Genomic DNA, 13,313 nt, shown 5'->3' with positions numbered 1-13,313 from the left:
CATCTTCAACTTCATCGCCCGGCGAGACCGCGCCCGCATCAGAGTCTTGCGAGGGGGCTCCGCCGTCATAGTTATCTGCGGCATCTTCAACTTCATCGCCCGGCGAGACCGCGCCCGCATCAGAGTCTTGCGAGGGGGCTCCGCCATCGTAATTCTCAGCCGCGTTTTCTACCTCGCTTCCGGGCGAAATTGCGCCCGCGTCAGAGTCCTGTGGGGGCGGAGACGTACTAGACGACCCGCCCGACGAGCTGCCCGATGACCCACTGCTACTCGACGAGCCACCGGAAGACGGGTCGGGGTCAGGCCGGTTAACATCGTCCGAGCTGTCGGAGTCACTTCCCGACGTATCATCAGACGACCCACTCGTGCTGCCACTGCTTCCGTCTGAGTCGGTTACTCCACCGCCCGAGGGTGCGTCGAGGTTCACACTACATCACCCCCGTGACGCGGATGAACACCATCGCGAGGACGGCGATCACGAAGATAACACCGAGGACGCCGCCCGCTCCGATGACGAGCGCTCGAAGCCACTCCTGACTGTTCCGCTGGCTCTGCTTTCCGCGCTCCTCTGAGTCTTTCAGGTCGGAGCCCGAGATGGAGTTCACCGCACGCTCAGCCATCGACTGTAGGCTGAACGCCCAACCGACACAGCCGTCCGGTGGCTGCATATGGTAGATCCGGTCTTCCCCGAAGCCGTTCGGACCGTCTTCGAGCGGGACATCGAGGTCAGAACCGTTCTGTTCGACACCGCCATCGGTCACCGCCCCCTGAGGTTTGGGCGTCGTCCGCTCGACCGTCGGTCCGTCGCCGTCGTACGTATGGACCGTGTACTCGCTCTCCTCGTCGAGCTCCGCGTGGATGCACGACGTGGCGTCGAACGGGCAGGGGATCAGTGCGTGCGTCCGGATCACCGGCACCCCGTGGTACGAGAGCGCGTTCCCGGCGCGACCCTTCACGCTGAACTGGAGCCCGTTGTCCGCGACGAGCTTGTTGTCTTCGGGGCGGTAGTCAACCGGGAGGTCCGTGATGGTCCCGTCAGCCCACTCGATCTGTGCGATGTGGTCGTGCCCACCCAACCGCTTTTGCAGGTACTTCTGGTGGTGTCGGCGGCTGTACTCCAGGGTTCCGGGGATGATGGCTTTGATGCTCATGAGTCACCTAGCAGGAACGATTTCGCCTTCCCGATCGCACCGCTCGACGAGGAGCCGGACGAGCCAGAGGACCCGCCACCGCTGCCACCGCCGAACACCGCCGTCTGGATCTGTGTGACGGCGTCGATCGCCTTTCCGTCGCGAGCGAGGGCCTGCTGGTTCGTCCGCGCACCCTCCTCGCCGACCGCACCGTCGATGCGCCGTTCCAGTTCACCCGACAGCTGCGGCCTGTTTGCTTCGGATTCGTCACCCGTGACAATCGCTCGGTACTTTCCGACGCACTTCGATCCCGGACCGGTCGCCGGGACGAACTCGCTTTTGATGCGCATGGCGAGGTTCTGGTTCAGGATCGCCCGCGCCGCGACCTCCTCGTCGGTCAGCGACGAGAGCATGTTCAGTCGCGAGGTCTCAGTCGCGACGACCTGTTCAAGGTCGTCGTCGGGATCGTCCGTCGCGATGTCGGGCTCGCCGAGCAGCTCCAGAAACTCCGGATCGTTGCCTCGGAGAGTCCCGATGTCCTGGCCAACCTGTGCCGCAGCTAGCTGGCGTTTCTGCCGTTCAGACTGTGCTTCTTCTTGTCTTTGGAGTGCTTCTTCTTGATCCATGAGTTACGAGAGCTGTCGCTCCAGGTCGTCGAGGTCTAGTTGCGTCTCCTGTGCTTCTTCCTGGGTGTAGTCGTGGATCGCGATGAAGATCGCAACGAGGTGCGTCACCGCGTTGAGGTAGCAGAGCCACGTGACCGCGCCGCTCCCGTAGAGGAACTCCTGGCCGTTGCTCACCACCTCGATCGCCGACGACGCGTCGCCGATCACGATCCAAACGAAGAACCCGACTATCGACGCGAGCCCGCGTGCACGGCCTGAGTACGCGCCGATCGACAGCAGCGTACCGGCCGCGAACACGAGCGCGTACTGTGTCACGTACATGTTATCTTCCCATCGTGTCTCTCGGTTTCGCCGCGTACGCCAGCGCCATCACCGAGAGGATGACGACCGGGATCAGCAGCAGTGCAACGTACGGGAGCAGTCCGGCGATGTCCTCGAAGATCGGACGGGACTCCCGGACCGCCTGCGAGCGGTCCTCGTAGGCGTAGCTCACGAGTGCGAGCTCGCCGTCGACGACCGACGGAGACGACGCGTTGAACGTCACCTCTCCCGTATCCGGGTCCCACACGTAGTCTTCGCCGGGGACGAGCTGCTCGCCCTGGTGGTAGACCACGATCTCGTCCTGGAGCCCGCGGGCGTCCGCGTTCTGCACCGCGTTCGGTTCGTCAGTCTGTACGACCATCTCCTCGTCTCGAACGTCGATGACGCGGTCCGGCGTCTCCTGATAGCTCGCCTCCATCGCGAACGATCCCATGATCGCGGCGAGCAGGAAGAGGCAGAACACGGCGATCCCGAACACGTATCCTCGTAGTTGCATGGCTGATTGGGGTGGGTGGGGTGGTCAAAAATCGAGTCGTGGGAGGGGCCGACTTAGCGACCCATTCCGCCGCCGCCCATGAACCCACCGAGACCACTTCGCATGAAGTAGCCGATGAGGGCGACGACCGGCACCGCGAGCAGCGTCACGGCGAAGATGATGAACCCGGTCCCACCGATGTCCACCGCCGTGTCGATGGACTCGTTGAAGGCACCCTCGGACGGAACCTCCGTCGCGAAGTACCCCGTGACGAGGGCCATCAGCACGATGATCATCAGCGCCATGCCGAACGTGATGGCGCCGCCGATCATGTTGTGCATGACCGACTGGTCCCGATCGACGGGGTTCAGCTCCTCCTCAGCGTGCTCGTAGGCAGCGCCGGCCTGAGAGACCTCCCAGTCCGCGCGCTCCTCGGCACGATCACGGGCTACCCCGAGACGGTTCCCGATCCCCTGAGCGAATCGTTCGACCCGCCCCATCTCACTGTGCTCCTGAAGTCCGGTCAGCCGGGCCGCGGGCGCCGCGCCTCGCGTGTCCGGGTTCATGGCAGATGCCATGATCGAGCCGCCCCGTCTCCGATATGTTAACCCTCCGAGCAGGGTTTGACTAGGTACAGCGCGGTGTGTGTTTGAAACCTTATCCTGACCCTGTGCAGGGAATTTAAGAGGGGTAGACATGACGGCGGCAGATAGATGTCTTCAAGCGATGCAACACGAGCCGCTGACGACCTCGCGCGCGCCTCGGAGGCGGTGCGAGAGATGGACGCAGTCGTCGGGCTCGACGACCTCTCGAAACGGCACCGTCCGCGGAAGCTCAGTCCCCACAGTAACACGACTTTCCGGGCCCACATCCCCCGTTCGATGGCGATCGACGGCGGGATGGAGGCCTCGGGAAACTACCAACCGCTCGTCTACACTGGCGGGGGGCCGCTCCTCATCGACGAACCGTGCGTGATCCTCCGGAAGTTCCCCGGCTCAGAGGGCAATGAGTGAGAGCGAAGATCAACCCGTCGGGCAGGTTACGACGGCGATCCACCGAGCGTACCGCGAGTGTCTCGCGGCGCGGAACCAGTGGGCCGGCGTCAACGGACGGGTGTACGACGACGAGGTCCGCGAGGAGTTGCACGCCGACCTGAACCAAGCCGTGATGGGGTGGTTCGAGGCGCTGTACCCGTACCTCTCCTCGCAGGACGGGGTCTCGGAGTACTGGGAAGATGTCGAACTGTGGCGGGTCGGGGTGAAGCGGACAAAGGCGCTCGTCTGTCAGAAGTGCGAGACGCGTCACGACCCCGACAAAGCCGATCCCGATCTGGGGTGCAAGAACTGCGGTGCGGGGCTCGGATGGGTCGGGCTCCCCGTCCGTGACGACGACGGTGAGGTCGAGTACGAGTACGCGACCGGCCTAGAGACGCTGACCGAATGGACCGACAAGACCGAGGTCGTCACGGAGAAGAAAGGACGGTACCGACCGACGACCGTTCAGAAGGTGAAGCCGCTCCGCCTGCCTCCTGAGGCCCTGCTCAAGGCGGCGCGGCTGCTCGATCAGGCCGCAGAAGAACTCGGACTGCTCGCGACCGTCACGGCCGCGACGCCGCGGACGGAACTGAACGACGAGATGATCGAGGAGGTGGAAGAATGGCGACAGAAGAACCTGGAGTGACCGATATCGATCCGGGCGAAGCGACCTCGCCGGTCGACATCTGGAAGCGCTATCCAGGGATCTCGGACTCGAAGCTCTTCCACGAGTTCGTCTCCCGTCTCACCGCCGGGCGCGACATGCACGTCATTATCACCGCGGCATCGGAGACCGGAGTCGGGAAGACCACCCTTGCGTTCTGTCTCGCCCTCCTGTGGGACATGTCCGGATGGACCGCCGACAAGGCGACGCTCGACCCGCGGGAGTACGAGGTGATGTACGACGAGGTGCAGCCGGGAAGCGTCCTCCTCCTTGACGAGGCGGAACGCGCCGTCGACGCCCGACGCGGGAGCTCGAAGGACAACGTCAAACTGAGTCAGGCGTTCGCATCGAAGCGCTACCGACAGGTCTTCGGCATGATGACGGCGCCGTCCAAAGGCTGGGTGGACGGGCGACTCGGCGAGGACTCAGCGGACTACTGGATACAGGCCCAAGAGACGGACACAGGGAAGCCGAAAGGGGAAGCGAAGGTCTATCGGTTGAAGAACAACGAACACTACGAATCGAGCTACACCCAGCGAACGGAAACTATCTCGTGGCCTATCCTCGACTGGCACCCTGAGTTCAAGGCGCTGGATAAGAAGAAGCGCGAGCGCCTCGAAGGCGACACGAAGTCCAGCTACGTCCACCGCGAGGAGTACGAGCGCCTCAAGGAGAACTACTGGAACAAGTCGATGCAGAAGACGCGCTTCGGAATGGTCAGAGCGATGTACGACCACGGACTGTCGCAGGGCGACATCGCATCAGTCCTCACAGCCGCCGACCACGTCGACGGATTGAGCCAACAACGAGTGTCGAACCTCGTGAACGCCGACAGTTTCGAGGATGTATACAGCCGATGATGCCCGATAATCCGCTAGTACGGGGACGTGCCGAATCGCAGTACGGCGTACAGGTACATACTACTAACAAACACGGCTGGGCTACATATACACGTTATCGTACGCTAAGAGCAGAAACCGACGATGGTGGTAGCCCGGGGGGTGCCCCGAGACGTGGTCGATCCGCTGATCTCGATCGAGATCTCGCCGATCGAAGCAGTGATCAATATGTCTGAGCTGCTCCAGCGAGTCGGTGCGAGAGCCTACTGGATCTCCCAGCGGTTCGCAGTGCTCGTGATCAACCAGTACGCGGAGACTCACGACGAGGGGTTCGAGCTCGTCGCCGAGTCACCTGGGCGGTATCGGTACCTCCCGGAGTCCCCGAACGCCGACGAGCGCGAGCTCGCATCGCTCGAAGGGATGCTCCGGCTCGGCATCCCGCTGCTGTGGTTCGTCCCCGCGTGGTGGGGATCGATCATCCTCTTCTCCGCGCCGGTGCCGAGCCTCCAGTACATGGCGGGTTCGGTGCTGTTCTTCGCTGGCGCGCTCGGCTGGTTCCTCGCGAGTCAGCACACATCGGAGACGGAGGTCGTCTCAGCTATCACCGTCTCCGGGCGCGGTGAGGACCTCCAGTTGTTCGAGGCGCTCAGCGAACAGCGACAGGAGGATGCCGATGAGTAAGACCACCACCGCCGCCGAGATACTGGCCGAGCAGGACCGTGCAGACCAACTCACCGACACGCGAACACGCGTCGATCCCACGGACGTGTCTGTCGCGGTCGTCTACCCCGGGAATCGTGTCGAGAAAGTCGCCGTCCCGCTGCAAGCCAGCCGAATGGACGTCGCGATCGACCCGCCGAACCCGTCCGACTACGACATCCTTCTCGTTGACAACGCCGACCGCGATCTCGGCGTCGAGGTGCTCAAGAAGCCGTTCCACGACGCCACGCTCGTCTACCGGATGCGCGGCGACGTGTTTCGCGAGCTCGACCTGTGGGACATGCACCCGCTGAAGAAGTGGGCGGCCAAGCGGGTTGTCCTCCAGCACGTCGACGCCACACTCGCGGTCTCACCCGGCTGTGCGACGCAGTTCGCCGCCCGGACCGGCGTCCCGACCGGCGTCGCCGGGCTCGTCAAAGACCCGACCGAGTGGCCGACAACCGTCCACGCCGACAACGAACTCCGGATCGCGACGCTGACCAACTTCGACTACCAGCTCAAGATCGCGCCGATTCTTGAGTGGGCGCCGGTTGTTGAGGAGGTGCTCTCCGAGAGCGGTGGGTACTGGCGCGTGTGTGGCGACGGCGAGTACTCGGACATCGCCGAGGAAGCGCTCGCAGAGTACGACCACGTCGAGTTTGCGGGATACGTCGATCCGAACGCCGAGCTCAACGACTCGAACTGCATGATCCACGCCTCGCGCCTGGACGCCCTGCCGAACGCGATGCTTGAGGGGCTCGCTAGCGAATTGCCGGTGATCACGACCGACTTTCACGAGTTCCTCGCGTACGGCGAGCCGTTGGTCTGTGTCGACTCCGAGACCCGGCTGCGCGACACACTCCACGAATTCCGAGATCCGAAGACCCGCGCCGAGCGGGGGCGGGCGGGGCTCGAACGCATCCGCCGCGACCACACCGCGATGGCCGTCGCGCGGCAGTACGAGGCCTTCTTCACGGAGGTGCTCGCGAATGCCTGACCGGGTGAGCGCGATCTGTGACGCTGTCGAAGGCCCGACCGTTCTCGATCTTGGCGCGGTGCAGCACGAGGCTGCGGCCGCCGCCGACGACGACTGGCTGCACGGCCGGCTGTGTGACCGGTACGAGAGTGTCATCGGTATCGACACCGAGGCCGACGCCGTCGACGAGCTCCGCGATCGCGGGTACGACATCCGCGTGGGTGACGCGACCGACCTCAGCGTTGACGTAACGGCGGATACGGTCGTCGCCGGCGAGCTTATCGAACACGTGAGCGACCCCGGCGGCCTTATCGAGAGTGCCCGCCGGCACCTCCGCCCGGGTGGACAGGTCGTGCTGTCGACGCCGAACCCGTGGCTCCTCGCGCATGTTCGGCGTGTTCTCGGCGGCCGCGAGCAGGTCAACGAGGCGCACGTCGCGTGGTATGGCCCGACCGTGCTCCAGCAACTGCTCGACCGGCACGGCTTTAGCGAGATCTCCTGTTTCGGCGTCGGACCGAGTCACTCTGGCGCAACCGGACTGGCCCAGCGACTCGGGTGTGAGCGGCTGGGTGAGACGACGTGGCTGTGTCTCGCACGGAGGGGCCAATGACGGCGACGCGCTGGTGGGTTCGGATCGCCGCCCGGTGGCTCGCACGTATCGACGGCGTTAGTGGCCAGATCCGGCTGGCGATGCTCGTCATGACCGGCCTGTCGACCGCGACGCTGACGCTCCGCCAGTACGGCTACGGCGAGTACGCGTGGCCACTTATCGGGCTGACGGCCGTTGGACTACTCGTGTTCACGTTCCTCTACACCGAAGGGGGGGTGTGGAACCAGATGGCACGAGACCGCGCCGATCTGTCGGGTAACTACGCCACCCCGGCCGCGAAGATCAACACCGAGATGAGCGCTGTCGCGCTGTTTGCGGCGCTGGAGGGTCGGCCGCCGGACGCTGAGGAGCGCGAAGCGATGGAAGACGCTGTCGACGAGCGCTGGGAGCAGTACCGTGACGGTGTCGACCTCGACGACCCCCCGGAGGTGACGGTCGGTGACTGAGTCGGTGCGCGAGTCTGTCACCAGGCACTGGGCGGCAGAGAAGATCCTGATGCTCGTGTTCGGGCTCGTGTTCGGCGTCACGTTCGTCCGGGATCTGGTCCCGCGACACGGCGCGATCAACTATCAGGCGCTCGGTTGGGTGCTGCTCTCTGCCGCGTTCTGGTACGCTATCGGTGTAGCTGCCTCGGTCTCACTGGGGTGGATCTGATGAGTACGCTATCCGAATGGCTCAATCGCTATCCTCGGCTAGAGCGTCTGGTAATGGTCCTGATGTTCGTTTCCGCCATCGTCGTTTTCGGTTTGGGGCTCACAATCACCGTGGGCCTGATTCTACCATGACCGAGCGAGCGCAGCTGGCCGGCGGCGACGCGGCAGGCTTCCTTATCACGCTGGTCGTGCTCGGCGCGGTGGTACTGACCGGCGTCGCCGTCATGGACGACGCGGCCGCGGGCGTCGAGCCCGACAGCGAGTACATGGCCGCCGCCGACGCGCACTGCGAGCAAGAGCTCGGCGTCGACGCCGATCTGTACGTCGCGAACGTCGTCGGCCGGCACGGCGGCCTTCACTGCGAAGGGCCCGGCGGGGCGCTGATCCACTACCACGACGTGCCGGACAGCGAGGTCTACGCGGCCGCAGACGGAGGCGATCGCCGATGAGTAGTTCGGCGGCGCTATTCGGCAACCCACTTTTTTGATTACTGAATGTATTCTTGAGATTATGCATCCCGCAGCACCGATAGTTGCTATCGTTGCCGTGCTACTAGCAGTGGCCGTGCTCGGCATGGTTCTTTGTCCACCCGAGGGGCCGTATGCGATCTTCTACTGGTGGGTCTGTAACGTCTAGATCCATATCTGGGCACAGATCACCGTTTCACGTTTCCACACAAGCGCGAAAGCAAACCCCCATATCCGCCCCGATCACTCCGGAAACCCGGTGCGCCGCAAGCTTCATATTTCATGGACATGCGGACAAACGCGAAATGAGAACCGAACGAAATCGCGACGGCTCCTGGAACGTCTGGATGTCCCGCGACGAGTACCAGGCGCTCCCCCGAGCCGCCGACTCCTTCGAGCACGAGGTCGCCATCCGACTGATGGGCGACTGCGGACTTCGCGTCGGTGAAGTCCTCGACGTCGAGCCGCGGCACATCTCGCGGATGTCCGACGGTCGGCACTACGAGCTCGAAGTCGTCGGCGGGAAGGACACCACCGGCGAGTACGCCGGCGGGAAGCAGCGCGAGACCTGGCTCCCCGTCGACATCGAGGCAACGATCAACCGCTACGTCCAGACCGAGAAGATCGCGCGCGACGAGCCGCTCGTCGACGTCACCAAGCGCAGCGTCCAGAACTGGGTCGCGAAGGCCGCCGCCGGCGCCGCCGAGGAGAGCGGTGACTCGGACTACGAGCGCGTGAGCACGCACGACCTCCGGCGCTGCTGGGCGAACCACCTCCTCGTCGAGGAGCACGTCTCCCCGCGGATCGTGATGGCACTCGGCGGGTGGAGCAGCTACGACGCGATCGAGCCGTACCTCGCGGCGCCGACCGAGGAGAACATCATCGACTCGATGAGCGGGGTGGCGCTTTGAGCGATCAGTCTGCTGTAGGACTCGATCGCGCTTCCCGGTTTGCGGACGGTATTCTTCGACCGCCCGCAGCTGTGGCTGTCGGTCTGGCGCTCTGGGTCTCGATGCTCGCCTGCCGGCAGTCATGGGCGTACTGTAGCGAGTGGGGCTGTGCGACGGGTCCGACTCTCGCACCGCGCTGCTCGACTGTGGCCGGCGTCTCGGTCGAGCCGTGGTCGCTCGCTGTGGTCGGCGTCGCTACCGCTATCTGCGTGTTCGCTGGGGTGCATCGGCTGTGAAACGCGATCAGTCTTCGGGCGAAGGCGATCGCCCCAGTTACGAGACGTTCATCGGCGCCATGATGGGAACCGGCTTCGGCTACTCGATGATGAGCGGTGCTGGGGTCGTCGACTCGCTACTCATAGCCCCAGCGTACGGCGTGTTGGCGTTGGTTTTAGCGCTAGGTCACCATCTGCACCGCCGACGCTCGAACGGTGGTGGTCATGGAGTCTGAGCAAGAGACGGATGACGTCGAGCAGGAGACTGGCGGCATTGAGCTCACACCTGATGAAACGTCACTGCTGATCGGCGGCTGCTACGGGTCTGCGCTGGGGGCGACAGTAGTCGCCGGCACCGGACTCGGGACAACGACGGTCGTTGTCGCCGGGATTGTTGGTGGCTGGGCACTGAGTAAGGTGTGAGACACGGCAAACATATGGATCAAGAACCTACTGTCGTGGAGGTCCGAAAGGGCTGGCACGGCGACGACGGAGCGAGGTACCGAGAAGTTATCGTCGAACAAGACGGTCGGCGTCGCAGAGCGGTTCAGAAAGGCGCCGACGGTCGGTACGTCTTGCTCGATCGTGAGGAGTAGGCAGAAGGTACTGATCGACCCGGGTTCTCCACCAGTTGTCGGACGCGGACCACTTTCACTCCGGACGGCTCGCTTACAAGTCAGCGAATCGAGAACAGCGAGCCGTGATCCAAAACGCCCGTGTTCTGAAGGAGGACTGGGTCCCGCAGGAACTCCATCACCGAGAGGGACACCTCCAGCATCTCTCTGCTCAGTTGAAGCCCCTCGCGCACGGCCTCGGCGCCGAGACCGTGATGATCACCGGCTCCAGCGGGACCGGGAAGACGACGATCGCGAACTACATCGTCCGCCAGCTGGACCAGGAGGTCCTCGGTATTCGCTGGGGCTACGTGAACTGCATCTCCGAAACGTCGATGTCGGCGATCGTCTACTCGCTCGTTCGCGACGCCGGTCGGGCGAACGACCTCCGGAAGAAGGGCACACCGACCTCGACGATGTTCGATCGCCTCCGCGACCTCGACGAGCACTTCGTCGGCATCGTCGACGAGGTCGATGTTCTCGACGACGAGCAGACCATCCAAGCGCTCTGGGAGATCCCGAACGTGACCCTCGTGCTGATCTGCGTCGACGAAGACGACTTCTTCAGCGACCTAGACTCCCGCGTCGCCTCACGAATCCGGGGCGCGACGAAGGTCTGTCTCGAACGCTACCACCACGACGAACTCGTCGACATCCTCTGGAGCCGGATCGACGCCGCCCTCGCGACGGGTGTCGTCGACGAGGACGCTGTCGAGACGATCGCCGACATCGCCGCCGGCGACGCCCGCCACGCGATCACGCTGCTCCGCCGATCGGTTCGGGACGCCGTCGAGCACGGCGACGAGACCCTGACCGTCGACAACGTGCAGCCCGTCCGCGAGGAGGCTCGCGAGGAGATCCACGAGCGCCACGTCGACACGCTCGGGACGCACCAGCGCCACCTCTACGAGATCATCAAGGACGCCGGCGAGATCCGCGCCTCGGAGCTTCACCGACGGTACGAGGAGCGCGTCGCCGACCCGCGCGTGAAGAGCACGCGACGGAAGTACCTCCAGTCGCTGGAGCACTACGAGCTGATCGAGTCGACCGGCTCGACTCGCGATCGCCGTTACCGATACAGCGAGCCCTGACTTTCGATATTCCGATAATCGCCGTACGACGTTGCTTTCGATATATTCGATATTTCGCCGTCTCGAAGGGGCTCGACACGGCGAGGCTCTGAAAATCGGCGTTTGCGATCGTCTTTCGATACGCTCCCCGGTTCCGCTTTTACCGAATCTTCTGTCGGCTGTCTTGTATGCGAGCACCACCGAAGCCGCGCGACGCGAGTGACCTGATCCGAATCGACCCAGAGGACGACGATGTCGATCCGGTCAGCGTGATCATCTTCGATGACCCGGACAGCCGCATCGTCGTCGACAACAACGACGACACGTGGGAGTTCGCGATCAACGACGAGATCGCGTACTCCCGCTGGGAGATCGGAGAGCTCCCCGAATGGATCGAGCCCGTGCTCTCGCAGATCGGGATTCGAGCAGTCCGTTCCGGGCAGGTGGACGTGTGAGGTTACTCTTCGGCGGCGACGTACTCGCGCCCTTCGTCAGTCAGCCACCATGCTTTACCCTTTCCTGCAGATTTCGAACCCAGTTTTCCGTCATCTGCCAAGGCTTTCAGCCGCTTCAGGATACCGCTGTTAGTGAATCCAAATTCATCCGCGACTTCAGAAGTGGTAAGGAACGGATCATCAGATTCCTCGAAAAGTTGCAGAATCTGTTGGTCGGGCACGGTATTTTTTCTCCCCGCCATTGGAGATTCCACTCTGCTCTGGGGTTATATTTTCATGGGGAATCTAATCCAAATATAGATACTAGTCCATATTTGCGGATTAGTTCAAACAAAGCAACTAAGTCCCCTCGCTCTAGAACGTGTAACTACGGAAGCACTCTCGCGGACCCGTCGCTCGTCGGTGGGTCCCTTCGCAAAACGAATGCGGACACGCTGCTAGTACAGCGGGTCCGCGTGGGCTTCCGTGCTCCAACCACGAAAGCCATGTCAGCAAACCCGTCCGGGGACCTTCAAACTCCCGGCACGCACGCAGGCGGAATCGTTCTCAACGGCGACAGCGACGCTTGTCCGGGTTGCGATCGCCCGCTCTCGACGCACGGTTACTCGTTCGAGGGTCCGGGCGGTCGCGCCACGCTGTCACCGTGCGGCCTCGACGTCAGCGGCGTTCCGCTGCGGAACCTGCTCGACGCGATCGGCCGAGACACCTCGCAGTTTGAGACCATCGACTCATGAGTACCGACTCTACCACCCCGACCGACACCGAGACGCACCGCATCCGTCACACCGACCTGACCGCGTTCCACTTCGACCTCCTCGCCGTCTGCGCGCGGCTTGAGGCTGGTCTAGACAACGTCCACGGCCTCGCGATCAAGGACGGCCTGCAGGACATCCACGGCGAGGAGATCAACCACGGGCGCCTCTACCCGAACCTCGACGAGCTCGACGAGAAGGGGCTGATCGAGAAGCGGGCGCAGGAGATCGATGCGCGGACGAACGCCTACCGCGTCACGAAGGAGGGCTTCCGGCTGCTCGATCAGCGCCGGTTCCACCTCGCGAGTGCGGTCGACGGGGGTGCGTGATGGCGGACAACGCGCACGCCGGGATGGTCGCGCACCAGCTGGCGGTGGACGCGGCCGAAGACGACGAGCCGCGTCTCGTCGAGGCGTCGGTACAGATCCACCGGGACGACACCGGCCTGTTCTGCTGGATCGACGAGGAGTCCGTCGACGAGGACCTGGCACAGGAGATCAACCTCGATCACATCGAGGCGATCGAGCGCACGCTGTTCGACCGCTTCCCCAACGTTCTGCTCGACAACGCGTTCGAGAACCTGACTCCCGAGGCACGTCGCCAGGACGAGGACCCGCCTCGCGTCGCGACCGTGGAGTACTACCCCGACGTGGAGCGCATCGGCGGTGTCGCGGTCTCGCTGGACCAGTCGGCGCAGTGGGCGATGATCCCGCAGACGGACGAGGGAGGTGACTCGGCGTGAAGCACGTTCGGCAGCTCTTCG

General features: G+C 63.7%; 22 protein-coding genes. 16 read left to right on the top strand and 6 right to left on the bottom strand.

Annotated elements, in window-relative coordinates; translation table 11 throughout:
- Window positions 1–428 precede the first annotated feature (428 nt).
- The 5 genes from JIN95_RS14640 to JIN95_RS14620 are packed head-to-tail and all read right to left on the bottom strand — an operon-like array spanning window position 429 to window position 3,130.
- Window positions 429–1,151: a hypothetical protein gene (locus JIN95_RS14640; RefSeq protein WP_200531952.1), complete on the bottom strand. Its 723-nt coding sequence runs from the start codon at window positions 1,149–1,151 to the stop codon at window positions 429–431.
- Entirely contained in the window at window positions 1,148–1,756 is a 609-nt protein-coding gene (locus JIN95_RS14635; protein WP_200531951.1) for a hypothetical protein, read from the bottom strand. Before JIN95_RS14635 ends, JIN95_RS14640 begins: the two co-directional genes overlap by 4 nt.
- Window positions 1,757–1,759: 3 nt before the next feature.
- Window positions 1,760–2,077: a hypothetical protein gene (locus JIN95_RS14630; protein WP_200531950.1), complete on the bottom strand. Its 318-nt coding sequence runs from the start codon at window positions 2,075–2,077 to the stop codon at window positions 1,760–1,762.
- Window position 2,078: 1 nt separating this feature from the next.
- The gene (locus tag JIN95_RS14625) at window positions 2,079–2,573 is read right to left on the bottom strand and encodes a hypothetical protein (RefSeq protein WP_200531949.1); all 495 of its coding nucleotides are present in this window, start codon (window positions 2,571–2,573) and stop codon (window positions 2,079–2,081) included.
- Window positions 2,574–2,626: 53 nt separating this feature from the next.
- Window positions 2,627–3,130, bottom strand: coding sequence for a hypothetical protein (locus JIN95_RS14620; RefSeq protein WP_200531948.1), 504 nt, complete (start codon window positions 3,128–3,130; stop codon window positions 2,627–2,629).
- Between the two features lie 201 nt (window positions 3,131–3,331).
- Between JIN95_RS14620 and JIN95_RS14615 the strand changes: the two genes are divergently transcribed.
- The 14 genes from JIN95_RS14615 to JIN95_RS14555 all read left to right on the top strand — a co-directional run bounded on the left by JIN95_RS14615 (window position 3,332) and on the right by JIN95_RS14555 (window position 11,798).
- Window positions 3,332–3,565 (top strand): hypothetical protein, encoded by a 234-nt coding sequence (locus tag JIN95_RS14615; protein ID WP_200531947.1) that lies wholly within the window; start codon window positions 3,332–3,334, stop codon window positions 3,563–3,565.
- Window positions 3,558–4,232, top strand: a complete 675-nt coding sequence (locus tag JIN95_RS14610; protein ID WP_200531946.1) for a hypothetical protein — start codon at window positions 3,558–3,560, stop codon at window positions 4,230–4,232. Before JIN95_RS14615 ends, JIN95_RS14610 begins: the two co-directional genes overlap by 8 nt.
- On the top strand, window positions 4,208–5,110 hold the full coding sequence (locus JIN95_RS14605; protein WP_200531945.1) for a hypothetical protein: 903 nt from the start codon (window positions 4,208–4,210) through the stop codon (window positions 5,108–5,110). Before JIN95_RS14610 ends, JIN95_RS14605 begins: the two co-directional genes overlap by 25 nt.
- A 123-nt stretch (window positions 5,111–5,233) precedes the next feature.
- Window positions 5,234–5,770, top strand: a complete 537-nt coding sequence (locus JIN95_RS14600; RefSeq protein ID WP_200531944.1) for a hypothetical protein — start codon at window positions 5,234–5,236, stop codon at window positions 5,768–5,770.
- Window positions 5,763–6,785, top strand: a complete 1,023-nt coding sequence (locus JIN95_RS14595) for a glycosyltransferase (RefSeq protein WP_200531943.1) — start codon at window positions 5,763–5,765, stop codon at window positions 6,783–6,785. Before JIN95_RS14600 ends, JIN95_RS14595 begins: the two co-directional genes overlap by 8 nt.
- On the top strand, window positions 6,778–7,374 hold the full coding sequence (locus tag JIN95_RS14590; RefSeq protein WP_200531942.1) for a methyltransferase domain-containing protein: 597 nt from the start codon (window positions 6,778–6,780) through the stop codon (window positions 7,372–7,374). The genes JIN95_RS14595 and JIN95_RS14590 overlap by 8 nt, the downstream gene beginning before the upstream one ends.
- On the top strand, window positions 7,371–7,820 hold the full coding sequence (locus JIN95_RS14585; protein ID WP_200531941.1) for a hypothetical protein: 450 nt from the start codon (window positions 7,371–7,373) through the stop codon (window positions 7,818–7,820). The genes JIN95_RS14590 and JIN95_RS14585 overlap by 4 nt, the downstream gene beginning before the upstream one ends.
- Window positions 7,813–8,028: a hypothetical protein gene (locus JIN95_RS14580; protein ID WP_200531940.1), complete on the top strand. Its 216-nt coding sequence runs from the start codon at window positions 7,813–7,815 to the stop codon at window positions 8,026–8,028. Before JIN95_RS14585 ends, JIN95_RS14580 begins: the two co-directional genes overlap by 8 nt.
- Before the next feature lie 127 nt (window positions 8,029–8,155).
- On the top strand, window positions 8,156–8,476 hold the full coding sequence (locus JIN95_RS14575; protein ID WP_200531939.1) for a hypothetical protein: 321 nt from the start codon (window positions 8,156–8,158) through the stop codon (window positions 8,474–8,476).
- Window positions 8,477–8,537: 61 nt separating this feature from the next.
- Entirely contained in the window at window positions 8,538–8,663 is a 126-nt protein-coding gene (locus JIN95_RS16435) for a hypothetical protein (RefSeq protein ID WP_255521292.1), read from the top strand.
- Window positions 8,664–8,799: 136 nt separating this feature from the next.
- Window positions 8,800–9,405 (top strand): site-specific integrase, encoded by a 606-nt coding sequence (locus tag JIN95_RS14570; protein WP_200531938.1) that lies wholly within the window; start codon window positions 8,800–8,802, stop codon window positions 9,403–9,405.
- Between the two features lie 479 nt (window positions 9,406–9,884).
- Entirely contained in the window at window positions 9,885–10,082 is a 198-nt protein-coding gene (locus JIN95_RS14565; RefSeq protein ID WP_200531937.1) for a hypothetical protein, read from the top strand.
- Window positions 10,083–10,359: 277 nt separating this feature from the next.
- Window positions 10,360–11,364, top strand: coding sequence for an AAA family ATPase (locus JIN95_RS14560; RefSeq protein ID WP_200531936.1), 1,005 nt, complete (start codon window positions 10,360–10,362; stop codon window positions 11,362–11,364).
- Between the two features lie 167 nt (window positions 11,365–11,531).
- Complete coding sequence (locus tag JIN95_RS14555; RefSeq protein ID WP_200531935.1) at window positions 11,532–11,798, top strand: hypothetical protein; 267 nt, start codon at window positions 11,532–11,534, stop codon at window positions 11,796–11,798.
- A 2-nt stretch (window positions 11,799–11,800) separates the two neighbouring features.
- On the opposite strand, the gene JIN95_RS14550 is transcribed toward JIN95_RS14555, so the two are convergent.
- On the bottom strand, window positions 11,801–12,040 hold the full coding sequence (locus tag JIN95_RS14550) for a winged helix-turn-helix domain-containing protein (RefSeq protein ID WP_200531934.1): 240 nt from the start codon (window positions 12,038–12,040) through the stop codon (window positions 11,801–11,803).
- Window positions 12,041–12,528: 488 nt separating this feature from the next.
- Here JIN95_RS14550 and JIN95_RS14545 point away from each other — a divergent pair, with 488 nt between their 5' ends.
- Together JIN95_RS14545 and JIN95_RS14540 are read left to right on the top strand one after the other, a co-directional pair.
- Complete coding sequence (locus JIN95_RS14545) at window positions 12,529–12,879, top strand: helix-turn-helix transcriptional regulator (RefSeq protein ID WP_200531933.1); 351 nt, start codon at window positions 12,529–12,531, stop codon at window positions 12,877–12,879.
- Entirely contained in the window at window positions 12,879–13,292 is a 414-nt protein-coding gene (locus JIN95_RS14540) for a hypothetical protein (protein ID WP_200531932.1), read from the top strand. Before JIN95_RS14545 ends, JIN95_RS14540 begins: the two co-directional genes overlap by 1 nt.
- Window positions 13,293–13,313 lie beyond the last annotated feature (21 nt).

This window comes from Halorubrum sp. LN27, assembly GCF_016635065.1.
In the GTDB taxonomy this organism is placed as follows: Archaea; Halobacteriota; Halobacteria; order Halobacteriales; family Haloferacaceae; genus Halorubrum; species Halorubrum salipaludis.
Note: the sequence above shows the minus strand (reverse complement) of the source record. Positions and strands in the feature narration are given on the sequence as shown.

Bases quoted from the DNA above. Each gene is read 5' to 3' on its own strand.
- JIN95_RS14640 (WP_200531952.1), bottom strand. From the start codon at position 1,151: ATGAGCATCAAAGCCATCATCCCCGGAACCCTGGAGTACAGCCGCCGA.
- JIN95_RS14635 (WP_200531951.1), bottom strand. From the start codon at position 1,756: ATGGATCAAGAAGAAGCACTCCAAAGACAAGAAGAAGCACAGTCTGAA.
- JIN95_RS14630 (WP_200531950.1), bottom strand. From the start codon at position 2,077: ATGTACGTGACACAGTACGCGCTCGTGTTCGCGGCCGGTACGCTGCTG.
- JIN95_RS14625 (WP_200531949.1), bottom strand. From the start codon at position 2,573: ATGCAACTACGAGGATACGTGTTCGGGATCGCCGTGTTCTGCCTCTTC.
- JIN95_RS14620 (WP_200531948.1), bottom strand. From the start codon at position 3,130: ATGGCATCTGCCATGAACCCGGACACGCGAGGCGCGGCGCCCGCGGCC.
- JIN95_RS14615 (WP_200531947.1), top strand. From the start codon at position 3,332: ATGGACGCAGTCGTCGGGCTCGACGACCTCTCGAAACGGCACCGTCCG.
- JIN95_RS14610 (WP_200531946.1), top strand. From the start codon at position 3,558: ATGAGTGAGAGCGAAGATCAACCCGTCGGGCAGGTTACGACGGCGATC.
- JIN95_RS14605 (WP_200531945.1), top strand. From the start codon at position 4,208: ATGGCGACAGAAGAACCTGGAGTGACCGATATCGATCCGGGCGAAGCG.
- JIN95_RS14600 (WP_200531944.1), top strand. From the start codon at position 5,234: ATGGTGGTAGCCCGGGGGGTGCCCCGAGACGTGGTCGATCCGCTGATC.
- JIN95_RS14595 (WP_200531943.1), top strand. From the start codon at position 5,763: ATGAGTAAGACCACCACCGCCGCCGAGATACTGGCCGAGCAGGACCGT.
- JIN95_RS14590 (WP_200531942.1), top strand. From the start codon at position 6,778: ATGCCTGACCGGGTGAGCGCGATCTGTGACGCTGTCGAAGGCCCGACC.
- JIN95_RS14585 (WP_200531941.1), top strand. From the start codon at position 7,371: ATGACGGCGACGCGCTGGTGGGTTCGGATCGCCGCCCGGTGGCTCGCA.
- JIN95_RS14575 (WP_200531939.1), top strand. From the start codon at position 8,156: ATGACCGAGCGAGCGCAGCTGGCCGGCGGCGACGCGGCAGGCTTCCTT.
- JIN95_RS16435 (WP_255521292.1), top strand. From the start codon at position 8,538: ATGCATCCCGCAGCACCGATAGTTGCTATCGTTGCCGTGCTACTAGCA.
- JIN95_RS14570 (WP_200531938.1), top strand. From the start codon at position 8,800: ATGAGAACCGAACGAAATCGCGACGGCTCCTGGAACGTCTGGATGTCC.
- JIN95_RS14565 (WP_200531937.1), top strand. From the start codon at position 9,885: ATGGAGTCTGAGCAAGAGACGGATGACGTCGAGCAGGAGACTGGCGGC.
- JIN95_RS14555 (WP_200531935.1), top strand. From the start codon at position 11,532: ATGCGAGCACCACCGAAGCCGCGCGACGCGAGTGACCTGATCCGAATC.
- JIN95_RS14550 (WP_200531934.1), bottom strand. From the start codon at position 12,040: ATGGCGGGGAGAAAAAATACCGTGCCCGACCAACAGATTCTGCAACTT.
- JIN95_RS14545 (WP_200531933.1), top strand. From the start codon at position 12,529: ATGAGTACCGACTCTACCACCCCGACCGACACCGAGACGCACCGCATC.
- JIN95_RS14540 (WP_200531932.1), top strand. From the start codon at position 12,879: ATGGCGGACAACGCGCACGCCGGGATGGTCGCGCACCAGCTGGCGGTG.